The organism is Rhizobacter sp. Root1221 (assembly GCF_001425785.1).
GTDB lineage: Bacteria > Pseudomonadota > Gammaproteobacteria > Burkholderiales > Burkholderiaceae_C > Rhizobacter.
This window is the reverse complement of sequence record NZ_LMDI01000067.1, coordinates 103,893-120,479: the sequence shown is the minus strand read 5'-3', so window position 1 is coordinate 120,479 and position 16,587 is coordinate 103,893. Positions and strand designations below refer to the sequence as shown.

Genomic DNA, 16,587 nt, shown 5'->3' with positions numbered 1-16,587 from the left:
AGTTGCGGTGAGGCAGGTTCATGCGATGGTCGGGCCGCCACGCGGACTGAACACGCCATGACCTTGCCCAACGAAACTGTCCAGGGCCTCGCCGCCGCCATCTTCGCCGCTGCCCTCGTCCATACCTTCGCGGCCAAACTCCTCGAGCGACTCTCGCATCGATTCCCGAAACATGCCGGCCTGTTTCACCTCCTCGGCGAGGTCGAAGTGGTCTTCGGTTTCTGGGCCATCGTGCTCGTGCTCGGAATGGCTCTGGTTTCCGGAGGAAGCAGCGCGCTCGAATACGCAGAATCGCGCCAGTACACGGAACCGCTGTTCGTGTTTGTCGTGATGGTGGTGGCGGCGTCGCGACCCATCCTGCAGGCGGTCTTGGCCTCCGTGAATGCCCTGGCGAGAACGGTGCCGTTGAGAACCGAGGTGGCCACGGCGTGGTTGGGGCTGGCAGCTGTTCCGCTTCTGGGCTCTCTCGTCACGGAGCCGGCTGCCATGACAATCGCTGCTCTGATGCTCGCGCCGCAGGTCTTCAGGGATGGCATTCCCGAAAGGTTGAAGTATCTGGCCCTGGGCGTGCTGTTCGTCAACGTCTCCATCGGCGGCACGTTGACCTCCTATGCCGCGCCCCCCGTTCTGATGGTGGCTTCCACGTGGCAGTGGGACAGCGGCCACATGTTCGTGACGTTCGGGTGGAAGGCGGCCATCGCGGTTCTCGTGAACGCCAGCCTGGCCACGTGGATGTTGCGCCAGCACCTGCGCCCGGCCGTCAAGGAGGACCCGCAGCAGCCCGCCCACCGCCGGGTTCCATTGGCCGTGGTTGGCGTGCACATGTTCTTCCTGGCCGCCGTCGTGATGTTCGCCCATCATCCCGTGGCATTTCTCGGCCTCTTCCTGATGTTCCTGGGCTTCACACAAGCGTACGAGCGATACCAGAGCCAGCTCATCATCAAGGAGGCGCTCCTCGTCGGATTTTTCCTGGCGGGCCTGGTGGTGCTCGGGGGGCTGCAGCAGTGGTGGCTGCAGCCGATCGTCACGAGCCTCTCCCCGAAGGCCTTGTTCTTTGGCGCAGTCGGCCTCACAGCCATCACCGACAACGCGGCGCTGACCTACCTGGGCTCATTGATCGCAGGCATCTCGGCAGAGGCCAAGTACATGCTCGTGGCCGGCGCTGTGGCCGGTGGCGGCCTGACCGTCATCGCCAATGCACCGAACCCTGCCGGGGTTGCACTCCTCAAGCGCGGATTCTCGGACGAATCGATTGGTGCGGGCGGGCTTCTGCTTGGCGCGCTGGCACCAACACTGGTCGCAGTACTCGCATTCCTGGTGCTGTAGCGGGACAGGCAATGCTGACCCTGTCAGGTGAACGTCAGGCGCAGGTCTTGCTCGAACATCACCCGGCACTTCTCCGAACAGGTCCGATATGAACCGCGAGCCGGATTTTCTTGAGCATTTGCGAGCCGAGTTTTCGAGCGGGCGCGTCTGGCTCGATCGGGCGATTGTCCTGGGGTGCGCAATCGCTGCGGGACTCTTCGTCGTCGGCTTCACGGTGGCGAGCGATTGGGTTTTCAGCCAGTTCCAGCGCTTCTACCGGACCTGGCCCTGGGCGGTACTGCTGACGACGCCGGTGATCACAGCCGGGATCGTCTGGTTCACGTTGCGGTTCTTCCCTGCGGCGGGCGGCTCGGGAATCCCGCAGATCAAGGCGGCGTTGCACCCGAACCTGCCCGAGGACCGGCGTTCCGTCTTTGCCTCTCTCCAGCTCACCGTCGCCAAGATCGGGTTGGGTGTCGCCGGTTTTGCCGCCGGCCTTTCCATCGGCCGCGAGGGGCCGTCTGTTCAAGTCGCCGCAGGCGTGATGCAGCATGCCAGGCGCTGGCTGTCACCCGGCTCCGTCATCGACGAACGTGCACTCTTGGTTGCAGGCGGCGCGGCGGGCATCGCGGCGGCGTTCAACGCACCTCTTGCGGGCGTGGTGTTCGCGATCGAAGAACTGTCAGGCCGACTCGAGGCCCGCTCCAGCGGATTGATCATCACAGCCATCGTCCTCGCGGGTCTCGTGGCGGTGTCTGCCTTTGGCAACAGCAGCTACTTCGGTGTCATTCACGTTCCCCAACTGGGGTGGGACGTACTCATGCCCGGACTCCTGGTTGCGCTGCTGAGCGGCGCTGCAGGCGGGCTCTTTGCACGACTGCTGATCGCCTCGCTGACAGGCGCCCCCGGCCGACTGAACGCCTGGAGAGCACGCTTTCCCGTTCGCTTCGCGGCCATCGGCGGGCTCGCAGTGGCGCTCATCGGCCTCGTGACCGGTGGCGTCACCTTCGGCGCAGGATCGGAGGCAGTCAAGCAGATGCTCCAGGGCCATGACAGCCTCGCACCTGTCTACACGATCCTCAAGTTCATTGCCACGTGGATCACTGCATGGTGCGGCGTACCGGGCGGCATCTTCGCGCCCTCGCTCACCATCGGCGCAGGCATCGGAGACGCGGTAGCGGTGCTCGTTCAAAGCGATGCCGGGCCAGCCCTGATCGCGATGGGCATGGCCGGGTTCCTGGCGGCCGTCACGCAGGCGCCGCTCACGGCATTCATCATCGTGATGGAAATGATTGACGGACACGCCATGGTGCTGAGCCTGATGGCGGCTGCAATGCTTGCCAGCCTCGTTTCCCGCATGATCAGCCGGCCTCTGTACGACACCCTCGCTGAATACATGGTTGGGCGCGTCATCGGCAGGTCAGCGCCGCTCGAGGCTGCAGTTGAGGATGCAGGGGAACGCATCGGGGCTTCACGCCATGGCGAGCATTGAAGATGCTCCAGCGCCGGCTTCGTCCGCTGGAGATCCGTGCTTGGCTGCCGCGTTTTGTCACACGCCGGACCAATGTGGTCGCTTTGGCAGGACGACGATGGCTCGTTGGCACGCCGACGCTGAGATTGCGACAGAATGCGCGCATTTCGCCGTGCTGGCGAGCCCACCGTGATGCCCGGCACGCTACGTGCACGTGAGCGCGCAGGGGCTTGCGCAGTTCGCCCAACGCCACACCACCCACGGATCACCAGCGGGCCGATCCTAGGACCATCACTGAAGCAGGGGCCTCCTTGAGTTCATTTTTCCATGGCGCCAGCCGGCGCAATTTCCTGGTTGCCGGCTGTGCCGTCCTCACATCGGCCTGTGGCGGTGGCGGCGGTTCCGACAACACGTCCTCCACGGCGGACGACCCCGGCCTCACTGCCGGCGGCGCCGCGGACATCACCGCGGACATCCTCGCCAATCGCGACGTCACGTTGACCGGCGACTCGGTCATCAAGCTGCCGGCCGGCGCGACGACCTACACCGGCGTCATCAGCGGCCTGGGCAGGCTTCGCTTGACCCCCGCCGGCGGCACCGCCAGCGCGAGCACGCTGATCATCACGCGGACCAGCACCTTCACGCTGCCCATCGCGCAGCAGGCCCAGGTCGTCACGAAGACGGTCTATCCGGGCGCGGGCTATGCGCTGGCCATCAGCGGCATCAACCCGCCGGTGCTGACGATCGACGCGGGCGTCACGTTCCAGATCGGCACCAACACGAGCGCGGACAGCTCGCCCAACATCATCGCCACGTCCGACAGCAAGAACGCCGCGAGCCTTGTCAATGGCGAGATCAACCTCAACAACATCCTGAACAACGGCACGCTCGTCATCAGCAGCGCGCAGTTCGTGCTCCTTGGCCAGACCAGCGGCAGCGGCAGCATCTTGCAGGCCGCCGACGTCTGGGGCGGCAACTCGTCAGGCGGGGTGGGTGCGTACTCGGGCGTGCTGTCCCTGGCCGCGGGCCAGGACTTCGGCAGCAACCACGTTGCCGCGTCGGTGCCCAACGCCAAGGCGATCCTGAACGAAGGGTCGTGGCTGGTCTGGAGCCCGCCGGGCAGCGTCGTCAGGGTGGCGCAGAACATCTACGAAGCGGCCTTTGGCAATGACATCAACTTCCATGCGATCGGCCCGTCCACCATCGTGATGTCCGGGGTCTATAGCCACACCGACAACAGCCCGCACAACAGGCCGAACCAGGTCAACCCGGGCCTCAGCGACCCAAGCCTGAACTTCGCCAAGACGATCTACCGCGGCGGCGCGAACGACGTCAACGGCAATGACGCGAGCTACCGCGGCATCAACATCGAACGCGGCGCCGGCACCGTCCAGTGGGGCGACGGCACGCACGCGAACTTCTTCCTGCCGTCGGCACCATCGCCGGCCGAGGTGGACCCGGCGCTTGGCAAGAAGAACGCCTACATCAATCTGCGCGGCAGCACGCTGGCCTTCAACTACAACGGCCCGGTGACGCTGAATGTCGGCATCACCGGCGGCGGTGGCGGGCCACACCGTGATGGCGCGGTCGGCACGGGCAACGTCAAGATCATGCCGACGCCGGGCAACGATGTGACCTTCGCACAGCCGCAGAACTACAACGGCACCACGACCATCGGCGCCAATGCGATCCTGCGCCTGGGTGCGGGAACGACCGTGCCGCTGCGCTACATCACCGTCAATGCGACCACCGGCAAGTCGACATTGCTGCAGGCCACGTACAGCGGTGACGCAAGCCTTCTCACGGCCGAGTCAACCACCGGCGCGGCGAGCAACGCGATCGTCAACGACGGCCAGCTCATCATCCAGAACACAACGACCGCGATCACGCTGTCCAACATCAGCGGCAGCGGCAGCCTCGCGCACAACGGCGCCGCCGCGCTCACGCTGCGGAACAACAGCTACAGCGGCGCCACCACGCTCAGCGCCGGCAGCACATGGGCCGGCAGCGCGAATGCGATGGGAACCGGCAGCGTCGTCAACAACGCGGCGCTGGCCCTGGTCAGCGGCCAGCGCGAGCTGACGCTGGCCGGCGGCTTTCGGCAAGGCGCTGCCGGCCAACTCACGCTCGCCATCGACGGCACCACGCCGGGCGTCAACCACGACCATCTCAGCGTCGCCGGCGCCGTGGTGCTGGGCGGCCGCTTGTCGCTGAGCTTCAGCGGCAGCCATGCGAGTGGGCAGAAGTTCGTGCTGATCAACGCTGCCGGTGGTGTTACCGGCGCGTTCAGCTCGATCAGCAGCAGCGGCGCGACGGTGGTCGGCGGCCAGGACGGCACGAGCTTCTTCGTCACCATCCAGTAGTTGGTTCCACATGTATCCGTGAACCCGTGAAGATGGGTATGGGCATCGGAGTACCCTGCCTGCTCACGTCATGGAATTCTTCCGGCAGCGTGTCGCCACCGGGAGAAATCTCATGACCATGATGAAGGCAGCCATCTTCGTCGAGCCCGGACGAATTGTCCTCGACGACAAGCCCATTCCCGATGTCGGTCCGCAAGACGCTTTGCTGCGTGTGACCACGACCACGATCTGCGGCACCGACATCCACATCCTCAAGGGCGAGTACCCCGTGGAGCGGGGCCTGACGATCGGGCACGAGCCGGTCGGCGTGATCGAGAAGCTGGGGTCGGGGGTACGGGGCTACAGCGAAGGCCAGCGCGTCATCGCAGGGGCGATCACGCCCAGCGGCTGGAGCACCGCGTGTCTGTGCGGCGTTGGCTCGCAGGACGGTGCCGGTACCGCGCACGGCTGGAAGGCGATGGGGGGCTGGAAGTTCGGCAACACCATCGACGGCTGCCAGGCCGAGTACGTGCTCGTTCCGGACGCGATGGCCAACCTGGCGCCGGTTCCCGATTCGCTGAGCGACGAGCAGGTGCTCATGTGCCCCGACATCATGTCGACCGGCCTCAGCGGTGCCGAGAGCGCGGGTGTGCGGATCGGCGACACGGTGGCGGTGTTTGCGCAGGGACCGATCGGTCTGTGCGCGACCGCCGGCGCCAAGCTCAGCGGGGCCTCGATGGTGATCGGCGTCGACCGGCTGGCCAACCGCCTGGCCATCTCCACGAAGATGGGCGCTGACCACGTCATTGACGGCAGCAAGGTCGATCCGGTCGAGGAGATCATGCGCCTCACCGACGGACGTGGCGTTGACGTGGCGATCGAGGCGCTCGGCACGCAGCAGACCTTCGAGGCGTGCCTGCGCGTGCTGCGCCCTGGCGGAACACTGTCGAGTCTCGGCGTCTACTCGACCGACCTGACGATCCCGCTCGGGCCATTCGCTGCCGGGCTCGGTGACCACAAGATCGTCACGACACTGTGCCCCGGCGGCAAGGAGCGCATGCGCCGGCTGATGGCGCTGATCGCGGCGCGGCGAGTCGACTTGGAGGCGATGGTGACGCACCGGTTCAAGCTCGACGACATCGAGGCGGCCTACGAGCTTTTCGGCCACCAGCGCGATGGTGTGCTCAAGGTCGCGATCACGCCCTGAAAGCGCGGCGTGAAGCTCGCCCGGAAACCGGCGGCATCGCCGCCCGCATGACATGACGCAGCCTGACCCGGCGGGCGATCGCTCCCTCGGCGCCGCCGCCGATGTCGCAGCCGAGCTCGGGACCGACACCGAACGTGGCCTCGACGCTGCCGAGGCGGCGCGCCGCCTTGCCGCCGAAGGCCCGAACACCTTGCGCTCGACGTCACCCCGGCCCGCCTGGCGCCGCCTGCTGGCGCAGTACAACGACCCCTTGGTCTACCTCCTGCTCGTCGCGGTCGCGATCGCGCTTGTCGCCTGGGGCCTCGAAGGCCGCCTCGGCTGGCCGATCGATGCCATCGTCATCGGCCTCGTCGTGCTGCTGAATGCCCTGCTCGGCTTCTTCCACGAGGCGCGGGCCGCGAACGCGGTCGCGGCGCTGGCGAGAATGACGGCGGCCACCTCGTCGGTGCTGCGCTGCGGCAAGCTGCTGCGCATTCCGAGCGACGCCATCGTCCGCGGCGACCTGCTCGTGCTCGGCGAAGGCGATGCCGTGGGCGCCGATGCGCGGCTGCTGCGTTGCGCCGACCTGCGCATCCAGGAAGCCTCGCTCACCGGCGAAAGCGAGGCGGTGGTCAAGGACCTCGCGCCGCTGAGGGCGCCCGCGGCACTGGCCGACCGACTGAACATGGTGTTCAAAGGCACTGCGGTCGCGCAAGGCACCGGCCGGGCCGTCGTCACCGCGACCGGCATGAACACCGAGGTCGGCGCGATCGCGCGGATGCTCGACGCCTCTGCAGAGCAGCCAACGCCGCTGCAGAAAGAAGTGGCGCTCATCGGCCGCATGCTGGGCATCGCCGTCGTCGTCATCGCGATCGTCATCGTCGCGACGCTGCTGTTCCTGAGCGAGGTGCACACGCCCGCGGTCGTACTCACCGTGCTGCTGCTCGGTGTGTCGCTGGCAGTCGCCGCCGTGCCCGAGGGCCTGCCGGCCATCCTCTCGGTCGTGCTGGCGATGGGCGTGCAGCGCATGGCGCGCAAGAACGCGGTCGTCAAGCAGCTGTCGTCGGTCGAGACGCTGGGCTCGGCGTCGGTGATCTGCACCGACAAGACCGGCACCCTGACCCGCTCCGAGATGACGATCGAGCGCGTCGTGACCGCCTCCGGCGAGACCCGCGTCACTGGCGTGGGCTACGCGCCGCAGGGCGGACTAGAGGTGCAAGGCAAGCCGATGGCAGACGGACCGGCGCGAAGCGAGGGCATCGTCGTTCTCAGCGGCGGCAGCCTGGCGGGCAATGCCGATCTTCGGCAACGCCCGGATGGCGAATGGGAAATCCACGGCGACCCGACGGAAGCGGCTTTCCTGGTGGCCGAGCGCAAGCTGGGCGTCAGCGAACGGCGGCAGCGGCGCTTCGAGCGGGTGGCGGAGATCCCCTTCAGCTCCGAACGCAAGATGATGTCGACCGTCGAGCGCGACCATGAGCAGGCCGATGCCCTCGTCGTCATCACGAAAGGCGCGCCAGACATCCTGCTGAAGCGCTGCAACCGCCAGCGCGTGGGCATGAACGTGTTGGCCTTGGACGATGCGGCCCGGGCCCGGGTGATCGCCGAAGTCGACCGCTTGTCCGGTGCGGCCCTGCGAACCCTGGCGGTCGCGTACAGACCACTGGCGGACGGTGAGGATCCGGCGACGGCAGAGGATCTCGAGCAGGGGCTGATCTTCGTGGGCACGGTAGGCATGATCGACCCACCGCGACCCGAGGCCGCCGCGGCCATCGCAGAAGCGCGCCGCGCCGGCATCCGCGTGATCATGATCACCGGCGACCATCCGCGCACCGCGGCGCGGATCGCGGCCGACCTCGGCATCATCGAGCCCGGTGGCGCGGCTCTTACCGGCGCCGATCTCGACCGTCTCGACCCGGACGACTTCGAGGCCGCCGTGCGGACCGTGTCGGTCTACGCCCGAGTCGCGCCAGCGCACAAGCTGCGCATCGTCGCCGCGCTTCAGGCAAGCGGCAACGTCGTCGCGATGACCGGTGACGGCGTCAACGACGCCCCTGCGCTCAAAGCGGCGGACATCGGCGTCGCCATGGGGATGACCGGCACGGAGGTCACCAAGGAAGCCGCGAAGATGATCCTTGCCGACGACAACTTTGCGACCATCGTGGACGCAGTGCGGGAGGGTCGAACCCTGTTCGACAACATCCGCAAGTTCCTGCGCTACCTGCTGTCGTCGAACATGGGCGAGGTGCTGACCGTTTTCCTTGGCGTCGTTGGCGCCAGCGTCATCGGCCTGGGCGCGAACGAAGGTGACGCCCTGATCCTGCCCCTGCTGGCGACGCAGATCCTGTGGATCAACCTGATCACCGACTCGGGACCGGCGCTGGCGATGGGCGTCGATCCGCGGACTGAAGACGTGATGGCGCGCCAGCCGCGCAGGCCGGGAGCGCGTGCCATCGATGTGCGCATGGCTTGGGGCGTGGTATGGGTCGGGCTGGTGATGGCGCTTGCGACGCTGCTGACGATCGACCTGTACCTGCCCGGCGGCCTGATTGCGGGTGAGGACGACCTGGCCACGGCGCGCACTGCCGGCTTCACGGTCCTGGTGCTGGCTCAGCTGTTCAACTGTTTCAACGCCCGTTCCGAAACCTCGAGTGCGTTCCGGAGCATGTTTGTCAACCGCTGGCTATGGGGCGCCATTGGCTTCTCGGTGCTGCTGCAGGTGGCGGTAGTGCACCTGCAGCCGCTCAATCTCGCTTTCGGCACGGTGCCGCTCAGTTTGCAGCAATGGTCCGTCTGCCTGGCGATGGGAAGCATCGTGCTTTGGGCGGGCGAGATGCGCAAAGCGGTGATTCGGTTTGGATTGCCGCGGTTCACCCCCGACAAGCCGAGGGCGGTTTGAGATGCGGATACTCGCGGACGAGCAGCGTCATAGCAAAGTTCAAGGCGTCGCTCGTTGGTTCTTCTCCAGCAAGACTCGCAGCAGATCCATTTGTTCTCTCTGGATCGCCAGCAACTCCCCCCATTGTTTGTCCCTCAACTGGTCGATCTTCTCGTGCAACAGCATGATCTCGATCTCGGCCTTCAGATTGACCTCGTAGTCATGCCCCGCGGCGAGGCGATCCCGTTGAGACTGTCGGTTCTGAGACATCAGAATGATGGGCGCCTGAATTGCCGCCAGCATGGACAGGAACAGATTGAGAAGGATGTAGGGAAAGGCATCAAAAGTGCTGCCGCGTGTCCACAGAAGAAACGCATTGAGCCCTACCCAGGCGACCATCGTGGCCGCGAACAATCCGACAAAAGTCCAGCTTCCACCGAAGCTTGCCACTTCGTCGGCCGCGCGCTGACCGAAAGAGGGCTTGGCGTTGAAGTCGTTCGCGAGATTGCGGGCGATATGTTTGCGTCCGGCGATGTGCCTCACAACCTTCTGCGTTCGCTCATCCAGCGTCTCATAGGCGGCGCCAGGTGGAACCTGTAACGGGATCTCATTGGGCTTGTGCATGGGGTTCCTGGAATTGCTGGTGCTGCCATGCCTGTACTCAGCGGGGGCGTCAGGTATGCCCTTGGCGCTCACATTCGACCAGGTTGTGCTTGGTGCCCGATGATCGGCAGGGTGACAACAAACTCGCTGCCGAGGTCATGGCCTGCGCTGCTTGCAACGACGCTTCCACGGTGGGCCTCCACCAGTTCGCGGACCACCGCCAAGCCGATGCCGAGGCCGCCGGCGTGAGTGGCAACAGCACGCGGGTCCTGCACGTACAGGTCGAAAATACGTGGCAATGCTTCTGCCGCGATCCCGATCCCGTTGTCAGACACGGTGATCACGACGGCCTGATCAATCACCACTGCGGTCAGCGCGATGCAGCCGCCTTTGTGGGTGTACTTGGTGGCGTTGTCCAGCAGGTTGCGAAAAATCTGTTCCAGCCGCGCGGGGTCGCCGTGCACGTCAAGCGGACCATGCGGCAACGCCAGTTTCAAGCGCTGCAGTTGGGCCTCCATGGCGGGGACGCACGAGTCGATGGCCACGTCGAGGATGGGGATCAAATCGACCGTTGCGCAGTGGAGGTGAAACTTGCCAATGTCCACACGTGAACCATCGAGCAAGTCGTCGATGATTCTTGTCATGTGGATCAGCTGCCGTTTGATGATTTCTTGAAGCTTTTCATGCTGTTCTTCGTTCGCACGCGCGCGATTCAGGAGTTCGGCTGCAGTGCGGATCGGGGCAAGCGGCGTGCGCAGTTCGTGAGCCACCATGGCCAGGAACTTGACTTGGTGCCGCTGCGCCTGCGTGGCCTGCTCTTGCACCTCGTGAGCAGCCAACGCTGAGAGCACCAATTGCTCGTTGGCGTCCCGCAGATCGTGGAACTGGTGTTGCTTCAATTCCTTCTGTGGATGGCCCTGCACGCCTTGCGCAGGCCCGTTCTCCGGCAGCGGCTTTCCGCTCGCGTCGAGCGACGGCTCACTGCTGTGAAATTCGAACCTCCCGCCGCCTGCTTTCTTTGCACGGTACATGGCCGCATCAGCTCGCTCAATGAGGGTTTGGGCGTCCACACCGTCGTCGGGGTAGATGGCGATTCCGACACTCGCACTCACCGCAAACGGCTGCGCTTCCTCAAGGGGCACTGCAACGGCAGCGAGCATCTTCGTGGCGATGAGTGCGGCGTCCGAAGCCTGCGTAATTTCGGCCAACAGGACCAGAAACTCGTCCCCGCCGTGCCGGCCGACAGTGTCGGACTCGCGGACGGCCCCCTCCAACCGGCGCGCCACAAGTTGCAGCGCAGCGTCTCCGGCAGCATGCCCATACCGGTCGTTGATGTGCTTGAAATGGTCGATGTCGACGAAGAGCACCGCAATGCGTGCCTCGCGCCGTTTGGCCATGGCGATGGCGTTCTCCAGCCGGTCGAGCATGAGCGCACGGTTGGGCGTGTTCGTCAGGGCATCACGCTGCGTCACGTGGGTCAGATCGTTCAGCTTGAGCATCGCGGTCTCGGCGATGTCCTCCGCTCGCAGGGCGGTGAGCACCAATTGCTCGTTCGCCTCCAACAACTGCGCGGCACGCGTGTCGTTGAACTCTCGCTGTACCTGGTCCAGATCGCGTCTTAGCCTGAGCAACTCCGAACGCATCGCGTTGGCATAGTCTTCGGCGGTCTGTTCCGGCGTGGGCAGCCTGACTTTATCGAGATCATCGGTCATGTTGAACTCGCAACCCTACCGCATGGGTCAGTCAGTGGGCGCGCTTGTTCGACGCTTGGTCGGTCGGCCTCCCAACAGGCCTTCCTGGTCAGGCAGCATTGCACCGATGTGGATTCCCTTGTCGTCAATGTTGAACAGGCGCAATTCATTGGAATGCGAACTGGCCCGGACCTTGACCACGGCCAGCACCCGTTCCAACCTGCTGTCCAGTTCAATGTAGCGCTGCACGATGATCGCATCGGTCAGGAAGGCTGTGCCGTACGGGCTGAACCGCAGGTCGCTGTAGCGGTCTTCCAGCTCCGAGGTCATGAGTACCGTGGCACCCGTGCTGGCCAGCGCGGTCACCATGCGCGCCAACGATTCACGGAAATCATCCCGGAAGGTGGGTGCCAGTGCGAGCTCGAACCCCGAGAGTGAGTCGATGACGACGCGGCTGGCATTCAAACGCCGGATCTCTGCGGTCAGCAGCATGGAGATCTCATCGACTGACAGATTCGCTTCTCGCGTGTCGACGATGCCGACGCTCCCGCTGTCAATGAGGTCAGCAACGGACTGCGCGCTGGACAAGCCGGGGCCTTGCTCGAAGGCCGCGATGACGCCGGTTTCGCCACAGCGCGCGCCTTCGACCAGGAAGGCCGAGGCCATGATCGTTTTGCCCGAGCCGGAAGGACCGGCGACCAGCAATGAGTAGCCGCGCGGCAAGCCGCCACCCATCAATGCGTCAAGGCCCTCCACCCCCATGCTGAGACGCGCACGGTCGCCGGCAGCGCGTGGCTTTGATGTGTGCAACGCGGGCCGTGCGGGCGGAAAGACGTTGATCCCCGTCGCACCGATGCGAAACGTGTGGAGCCCGGACACGGTGGCTTGCCCGCGCATCTTCCTGACCTCCATCTTGCGCACGACGGAATTGCGTTGCGCGCTCTGGCGAAGCCAGATCAGGCCATCGGCAACGGTGAACACCGGGTTGGGGTCAGCGTCGGTGAAGTATTCCCCGATCAGGAACGTCGTCGCTTGCCAACTCGTCATCAACATGCCGAGCTTCTGAATGAACTGCTGCAATGTGATGAAGGAATGCCCGAGGTCCTGACTGGCCAGCATCACCGAGCGGAAGGAGTCGACAATGACCAAGGAGGGCCCATGCGCTTCGACGGCAGCGACGATCTTCGCGAGCACCTTGTCAAGGTCACCCGAGGCGGCGTCATCTGCCAGATTGACGAAATGAATGGTGTGGTTGACCTTCTCGCTGTCGAAGAAATCGAACTGCTGCATGTAGCGCAGCATCTTGAGCGGGGGCTCGCCCAGCACGGTGAAGTAAAGCGCCGGGCGTTCGGGGGTGGCCACCTCGAACATGATCTGGTGGGCGAGCGTTGTCTTGCCGGAGCCAGGCGGTCCGGCAATGATGTTGAACGAGAACTCGGGCAATCCGCCGCCGAGCACCTCGTCCAATCCAGGAACGCCGGTTGCGAGGCGATTGATCGTTGCTTTGCCTGATGTCATGGCTTTGGGTCCTGCACGGCATGGTTGGTTGAAGGCTTGTCCAATGCGGGCCTGAGCAGCCGCTCAGCGAGCGCCGGGCCGATCAGGCTGGACAAGATGTCATGGAAGTTCTTCAGCAGGGCGACATTGGTTGCCGCAGCGCCCGAACTCGGTTGGCTTGACAGCGCCTTGTGCAATGCCGTGAAGTCGCCAATGTCGTCAGCGGCGTCGTGCACCACGGACAAGCTGGAATGCGCGCTTCGCGTCAGGTGGAGGCTGCGCTTGTAGAGAGCGGCAGTTCCGTGCTGCCCGATGATGGGAGACAAGGCGATCGCCATGTCGCGCCAAACGGCACACGCCGCTTCGGCAATCGAGGTGGCATCGGCGCCGGCGGTAACCATGAGCGCGAGCTTCGCCTCGACCCGTTGCACCCCAGTTTGCATATTTGATCCCTGCCTCTCTTCGCCAAGTTTTGACATCAACTTGCTTGCCGTGGAGCAACGGCCAACGTCAAATCTCCCACCGCTTTTCGCGCCGGTTTCACCTTGATTTCAATGTCATGGCCAAGCCGATTCAGACCGGCCATCAATTTCCGCTCAGGCAGGTTGGCGACGTTGCCTCGCATCATGCCCGATACTTTGGGCTGCGAGATGCCCATGCACTGGGCAGCCTCCTTTTGCGTCAAGCCAGGTTTTCGCACGGCCTTGGAAACTTCGATCACCAGGCCGGCATGTTGGTCATGGGTTCTCCGATCGATCGGATTGCAGCGGCAACACATACCGCAATGAATCGCCATTCAATTGTGTTTCATCGGCGTGCAGGCCGTGAGCCCGCGCCAGTTCGCGCATCGCGTGGTTCTCGTGCAGCACGTCGCCCACCATGCGCTGCGTGCCGCGTGCCTTCAGGTGGCGAATCATCTTGGCGAGCAGCAACTGGCCTAGGCCCTGGCCCTTCAGGTCGGAGCGCACGATGATCGCGAACTCGGCGTCCACGTTGTCTGGGTCGGCCACCGCGCGCACGACGCCCAGCGTCTCGCTCGACCCATCGGGAAGCGCAGCGAGCGCGACGAAGGCCATCTCGCGCGCGTAGTCGATCTGCACCAGGCGCGCCAGTTCGCTGCGCGGCAGGGTGCGCCGGCTGCTGAAGAATCGCAGCCGCAGGTCCTCGGGCGTGAGCAAGCCGATGAAGGCCAGGTGCTGCGCTTCGTCCTCGGGGCGGATCGGGCGCAGCAGCAGCGCTCGGCCGCGCCACTGCACGGTCTCCGCCAGTTCGGCCGGGTAGGGCAGGATCGCGAAGCGTCCGGCACCCGCGCCGGGATCGCGGCTCACGCGCAGGCGCGCGTCGAGCGCGATCACACCTTCGTGGTCGGCCCACAGCGGGTTGATGTCTAGCTCGGCCAGCAGCGGCAAGTCGGCCAACATCTGCGACACGGCGACCAGCACGTCGTGAACCGAGTCCAGGTGCGCCGGCGGGCGGTCGCGGTAGCCGGCCAGCAGCTTCGCGACGCGGGTGCGCGAGACCAGTTCGCTTGCCAGCGCGCGGTTCAGCGGCGGCAGCGCGATCGCCCGGTCGGCCAGCACCTCGACGGCGATGCCGCCCTGGCCGAACAGCAGCACGGGCCCGAACACCGGGTCGACGCTGGCGCCGACGATCAACTCCTGCGCGAGCGGCCGCTTGACCATCGCCTGCACGGTGAAGCCGCGAATGCGCGCCTCCGGCCGCAGCGTGTGCACGCGCTCCAGCATCTGAAGCGCGGCGTGGCGCACCGCGTCTTCGTCGTGCAGGTTCAAGCGCACGCCGCCGACATCGGACTTGTGGCTGATGTCAGGCGACAGGATCTTCAGTACCGCCGGAAAACCGCCCTCGCGCGCGGCGGCGGCGGCGGCATCGGCCGTGGGCCCCACCTCGACCGTGGGCACCACAGGGATGCCGTAGGCGCGCAGCACCGCCTTGGCCTCCAGCTCGTCGAGCATCTCGCGCCCATCGGCCAGCGCGCGGTCGATCACGGCACGTGCCGTGGCGACATCGGCGGGCGGGTTCTCGGTCGCGGTGGGCGCTTCGGTCAGCAAGGCCTGGTTGCGGCGGTAGGTGCGCAGCATGCCGAAGGCACGCACGGCTTCCTCGGGCGTGGCGTACTGCGCAATGCCGGCGTCCTCGAAGATGCGCCGGGCGTCAGCCACTGCGGAGTCACCCAGCCAGCAGGCCATCACCCGGCCCGTCGCCTGCCGCAGCAGCGGGACGCAGGCGCGCGCAATGTCGTCGCTGCGCACGATGGCGGTGGGCGAGTGCATGAACAGCAGCGCGCCGCTGTCGCGGTCGTCGAGGAGGGCCTGCAGCGTGTCGGTGTAGCGCTGCACCGGCGCGTCGCCGATGATGTCGATCGGGTTGGCGTGCGACCAGGTGTTTGGCAGAGCCGCACCGAGCTTGTCGCGCGTGCCGGCGCTCAGCTCGGCGAGGCCGATGCCGGCGAACGCCGCGGCGTCGGCCGCCATCACGCCCGCACCGCCGCCGTTGGTGATGATGGTCAGCGTCTCGTCGCGGTTGCTGCTGAAGCGGGCCAGTGTCTGCGTGGCGGTGAACAGCTCCTGCATCGTGTCCACGCGCAGCATGCCGGCGCGGCGGATGGCGGCATCGAACACCACGTCCGAGCCGGCCAGCGCGCCGGTGTGCGAGGCGGCCGCTTTGAGGCCGTTTCCCGCGCGCCCGGCCTTCACGACGATGACCGGCTTGTTGCGCGCGGCCGCACGTGCAGCCGACATGAACTTGCGCGGTTCCTCGATCGACTCGATGTAGAGCAGGATCGAGCGGGTTCGCGCGTCGCTGGCCAGGTGGTCGAGCAGATCGCCGAAGTCCACGTCGGCCCGTTCGCCGAGCGACACCATGTGCGAGAAGCCGATGCGCCGCGATTTCGCCCAGTCGAGCATCGCGGTGACCAGCGCCCCCGATTGCGAGACGAAGGCCACGTCGCCCGGCAGCGCCTCGGTGTGCGCGAAGCTGGCGTTCAGGCCGAGGTGCGGCGAGAGCAGGCCGAGGCAGTTCGGCCCCAGCACCCGCAGGAGATGCGGCCGCGCGGCGTCGAGCATGGCCTGCTTCGTCGCCGCGTCCAGTCCGGCGCTCATGACGATCGCGGCCCGCGTGCCGAGGCCACCCACTTCGGCAACCAGGCCAGGCACGGTCGCGGACGGTGTGCACACCACCGCGAGGTCCGGTACCTGGGGCAGGTCGGCGGGCCGCGCAAACACCGTTTCGCCGTCGAGCGATCGGTGCTTGGGATTCACCGCGTAGATCGGACCGCGGAAGCCGCCGGCACGCAGGTTGTGCCAGACGGTGGCGCCGACGCTGCCGGCGCGATCGGACGCGCCGATCACCGCGATGGACCGGGGCTCGAGCAGCCGGTCGAGATTGCGAATACTCATGTGATGCGGCCTCGTTTCAGCAGACGTGATGCCAATGCTGTTCCAGCATAGGGGTGCAAGTGGCAAACAGTACAGAGAAGCCGCGCCGCCGTATGTGGGGCTGCCTTCGGCAAATCTATCCACAATCGAACAATACCCCGGAGGCACGATGAGCGTATAACCGACGCAGGTGCATTGCATCTTCGAACGCGCGATTCG

Annotated in this window: 10 protein-coding genes and 1 pseudogene; 5 read left to right on the top strand and 6 right to left on the bottom strand. The window is 65.7% G+C overall.

Annotated elements, in window-relative coordinates; all coding sequences use genetic code 11:
- Window positions 1-57 precede the first annotated feature (57 nt).
- From ASC87_RS27775 to ASC87_RS27755, 5 genes are all read left to right on the top strand, one after another.
- Window positions 58-1,326 carry a putative Na+/H+ antiporter gene (locus ASC87_RS27775; protein ID WP_056670817.1) on the top strand — a complete coding sequence of 423 codons (1,269 nt, stop codon included), beginning with the start codon at window positions 58-60 and terminating at the stop codon, window positions 1,324-1,326.
- Between the two features lie 88 nt (window positions 1,327-1,414).
- On the top strand, window positions 1,415-2,797 hold the full coding sequence (locus tag ASC87_RS27770; protein ID WP_056670814.1) for a chloride channel protein: 1,383 nt from the start codon (window positions 1,415-1,417) through the stop codon (window positions 2,795-2,797).
- A gap of 290 nt (window positions 2,798-3,087) precedes the next feature.
- Window positions 3,088-5,139: a hypothetical protein gene (locus tag ASC87_RS27765; RefSeq protein ID WP_056670811.1), complete on the top strand. Its 2,052-nt coding sequence runs from the start codon at window positions 3,088-3,090 to the stop codon at window positions 5,137-5,139.
- Between the two features lie 112 nt (window positions 5,140-5,251).
- A complete protein-coding gene (locus ASC87_RS27760) occupies window positions 5,252-6,325 on the top strand; it encodes an NAD(P)-dependent alcohol dehydrogenase (RefSeq protein ID WP_056670808.1) in 1,074 nt (357 codons plus the stop codon).
- Window positions 6,326-6,377: 52 nt separating this feature from the next.
- On the top strand, window positions 6,378-9,203 hold the full coding sequence (locus ASC87_RS27755; RefSeq protein ID WP_056670805.1) for a cation-translocating P-type ATPase: 2,826 nt from the start codon (window positions 6,378-6,380) through the stop codon (window positions 9,201-9,203).
- 39 nt (window positions 9,204-9,242) lie between these two features.
- On the opposite strand, the gene ASC87_RS27750 is transcribed toward ASC87_RS27755, so the two are convergent.
- The 6 genes and pseudogenes from ASC87_RS27750 to ASC87_RS27730 all read right to left on the bottom strand — a co-directional run bounded on the left by ASC87_RS27750 (window position 9,243) and on the right by ASC87_RS27730 (window position 16,389).
- Entirely contained in the window at window positions 9,243-9,806 is a 564-nt protein-coding gene (locus ASC87_RS27750; RefSeq protein WP_056670802.1) for a DUF1003 domain-containing protein, read from the bottom strand.
- A 68-nt stretch (window positions 9,807-9,874) separates the two neighbouring features.
- Complete coding sequence (locus ASC87_RS27745) at window positions 9,875-11,497, bottom strand: diguanylate cyclase domain-containing protein (protein ID WP_056670799.1); 1,623 nt, start codon at window positions 11,495-11,497, stop codon at window positions 9,875-9,877.
- 27 nt (window positions 11,498-11,524) lie between these two features.
- Window positions 11,525-12,994 carry an ATPase domain-containing protein gene (locus ASC87_RS27740; protein WP_056670796.1) on the bottom strand — a complete coding sequence of 490 codons (1,470 nt, stop codon included), beginning with the start codon at window positions 12,992-12,994 and terminating at the stop codon, window positions 11,525-11,527.
- Entirely contained in the window at window positions 12,991-13,452 is a 462-nt protein-coding gene (locus ASC87_RS27735) for a hypothetical protein (protein WP_157604418.1), read from the bottom strand. Before ASC87_RS27735 ends, ASC87_RS27740 begins: the two co-directional genes overlap by 4 nt.
- A pseudogene (locus ASC87_RS31345) lies at window positions 13,452-13,700 on the bottom strand (helix-turn-helix domain-containing protein); the annotation flags it as partial. The gene ASC87_RS27735 and the pseudogene ASC87_RS31345, both read right to left, overlap by 1 nt.
- 10 nt (window positions 13,701-13,710) lie before the next feature.
- Window positions 13,711-16,389, bottom strand: coding sequence for a bifunctional acetate--CoA ligase family protein/GNAT family N-acetyltransferase (locus ASC87_RS27730; protein WP_056670789.1), 2,679 nt, complete (start codon window positions 16,387-16,389; stop codon window positions 13,711-13,713).
- Window positions 16,390-16,587: the final 198 nt, after the last annotated feature.

Coding starts and splice junctions, on each gene's coding strand:
- ASC87_RS27775 (WP_056670817.1), top strand. CDS start 58: ATGACCTTGCCCAACGAAACTGTCCAGGGCCTCGCCGCCGCCATCTTC.
- ASC87_RS27770 (WP_056670814.1), top strand. CDS start 1,415: ATGAACCGCGAGCCGGATTTTCTTGAGCATTTGCGAGCCGAGTTTTCG.
- ASC87_RS27760 (WP_056670808.1), top strand. CDS start 5,252: ATGACCATGATGAAGGCAGCCATCTTCGTCGAGCCCGGACGAATTGTC.
- ASC87_RS27755 (WP_056670805.1), top strand. CDS start 6,378: ATGACGCAGCCTGACCCGGCGGGCGATCGCTCCCTCGGCGCCGCCGCC.
- ASC87_RS27750 (WP_056670802.1), bottom strand. CDS start 9,806: ATGCACAAGCCCAATGAGATCCCGTTACAGGTTCCACCTGGCGCCGCC.
- ASC87_RS27745 (WP_056670799.1), bottom strand. CDS start 11,497: ATGACCGATGATCTCGATAAAGTCAGGCTGCCCACGCCGGAACAGACC.
- ASC87_RS27740 (WP_056670796.1), bottom strand. CDS start 12,994: ATGACATCAGGCAAAGCAACGATCAATCGCCTCGCAACCGGCGTTCCT.
- ASC87_RS27735 (WP_157604418.1), bottom strand. CDS start 13,452: ATGTCAAAACTTGGCGAAGAGAGGCAGGGATCAAATATGCAAACTGGG.
- ASC87_RS27730 (WP_056670789.1), bottom strand. CDS start 16,389: ATGAGTATTCGCAATCTCGACCGGCTGCTCGAGCCCCGGTCCATCGCG.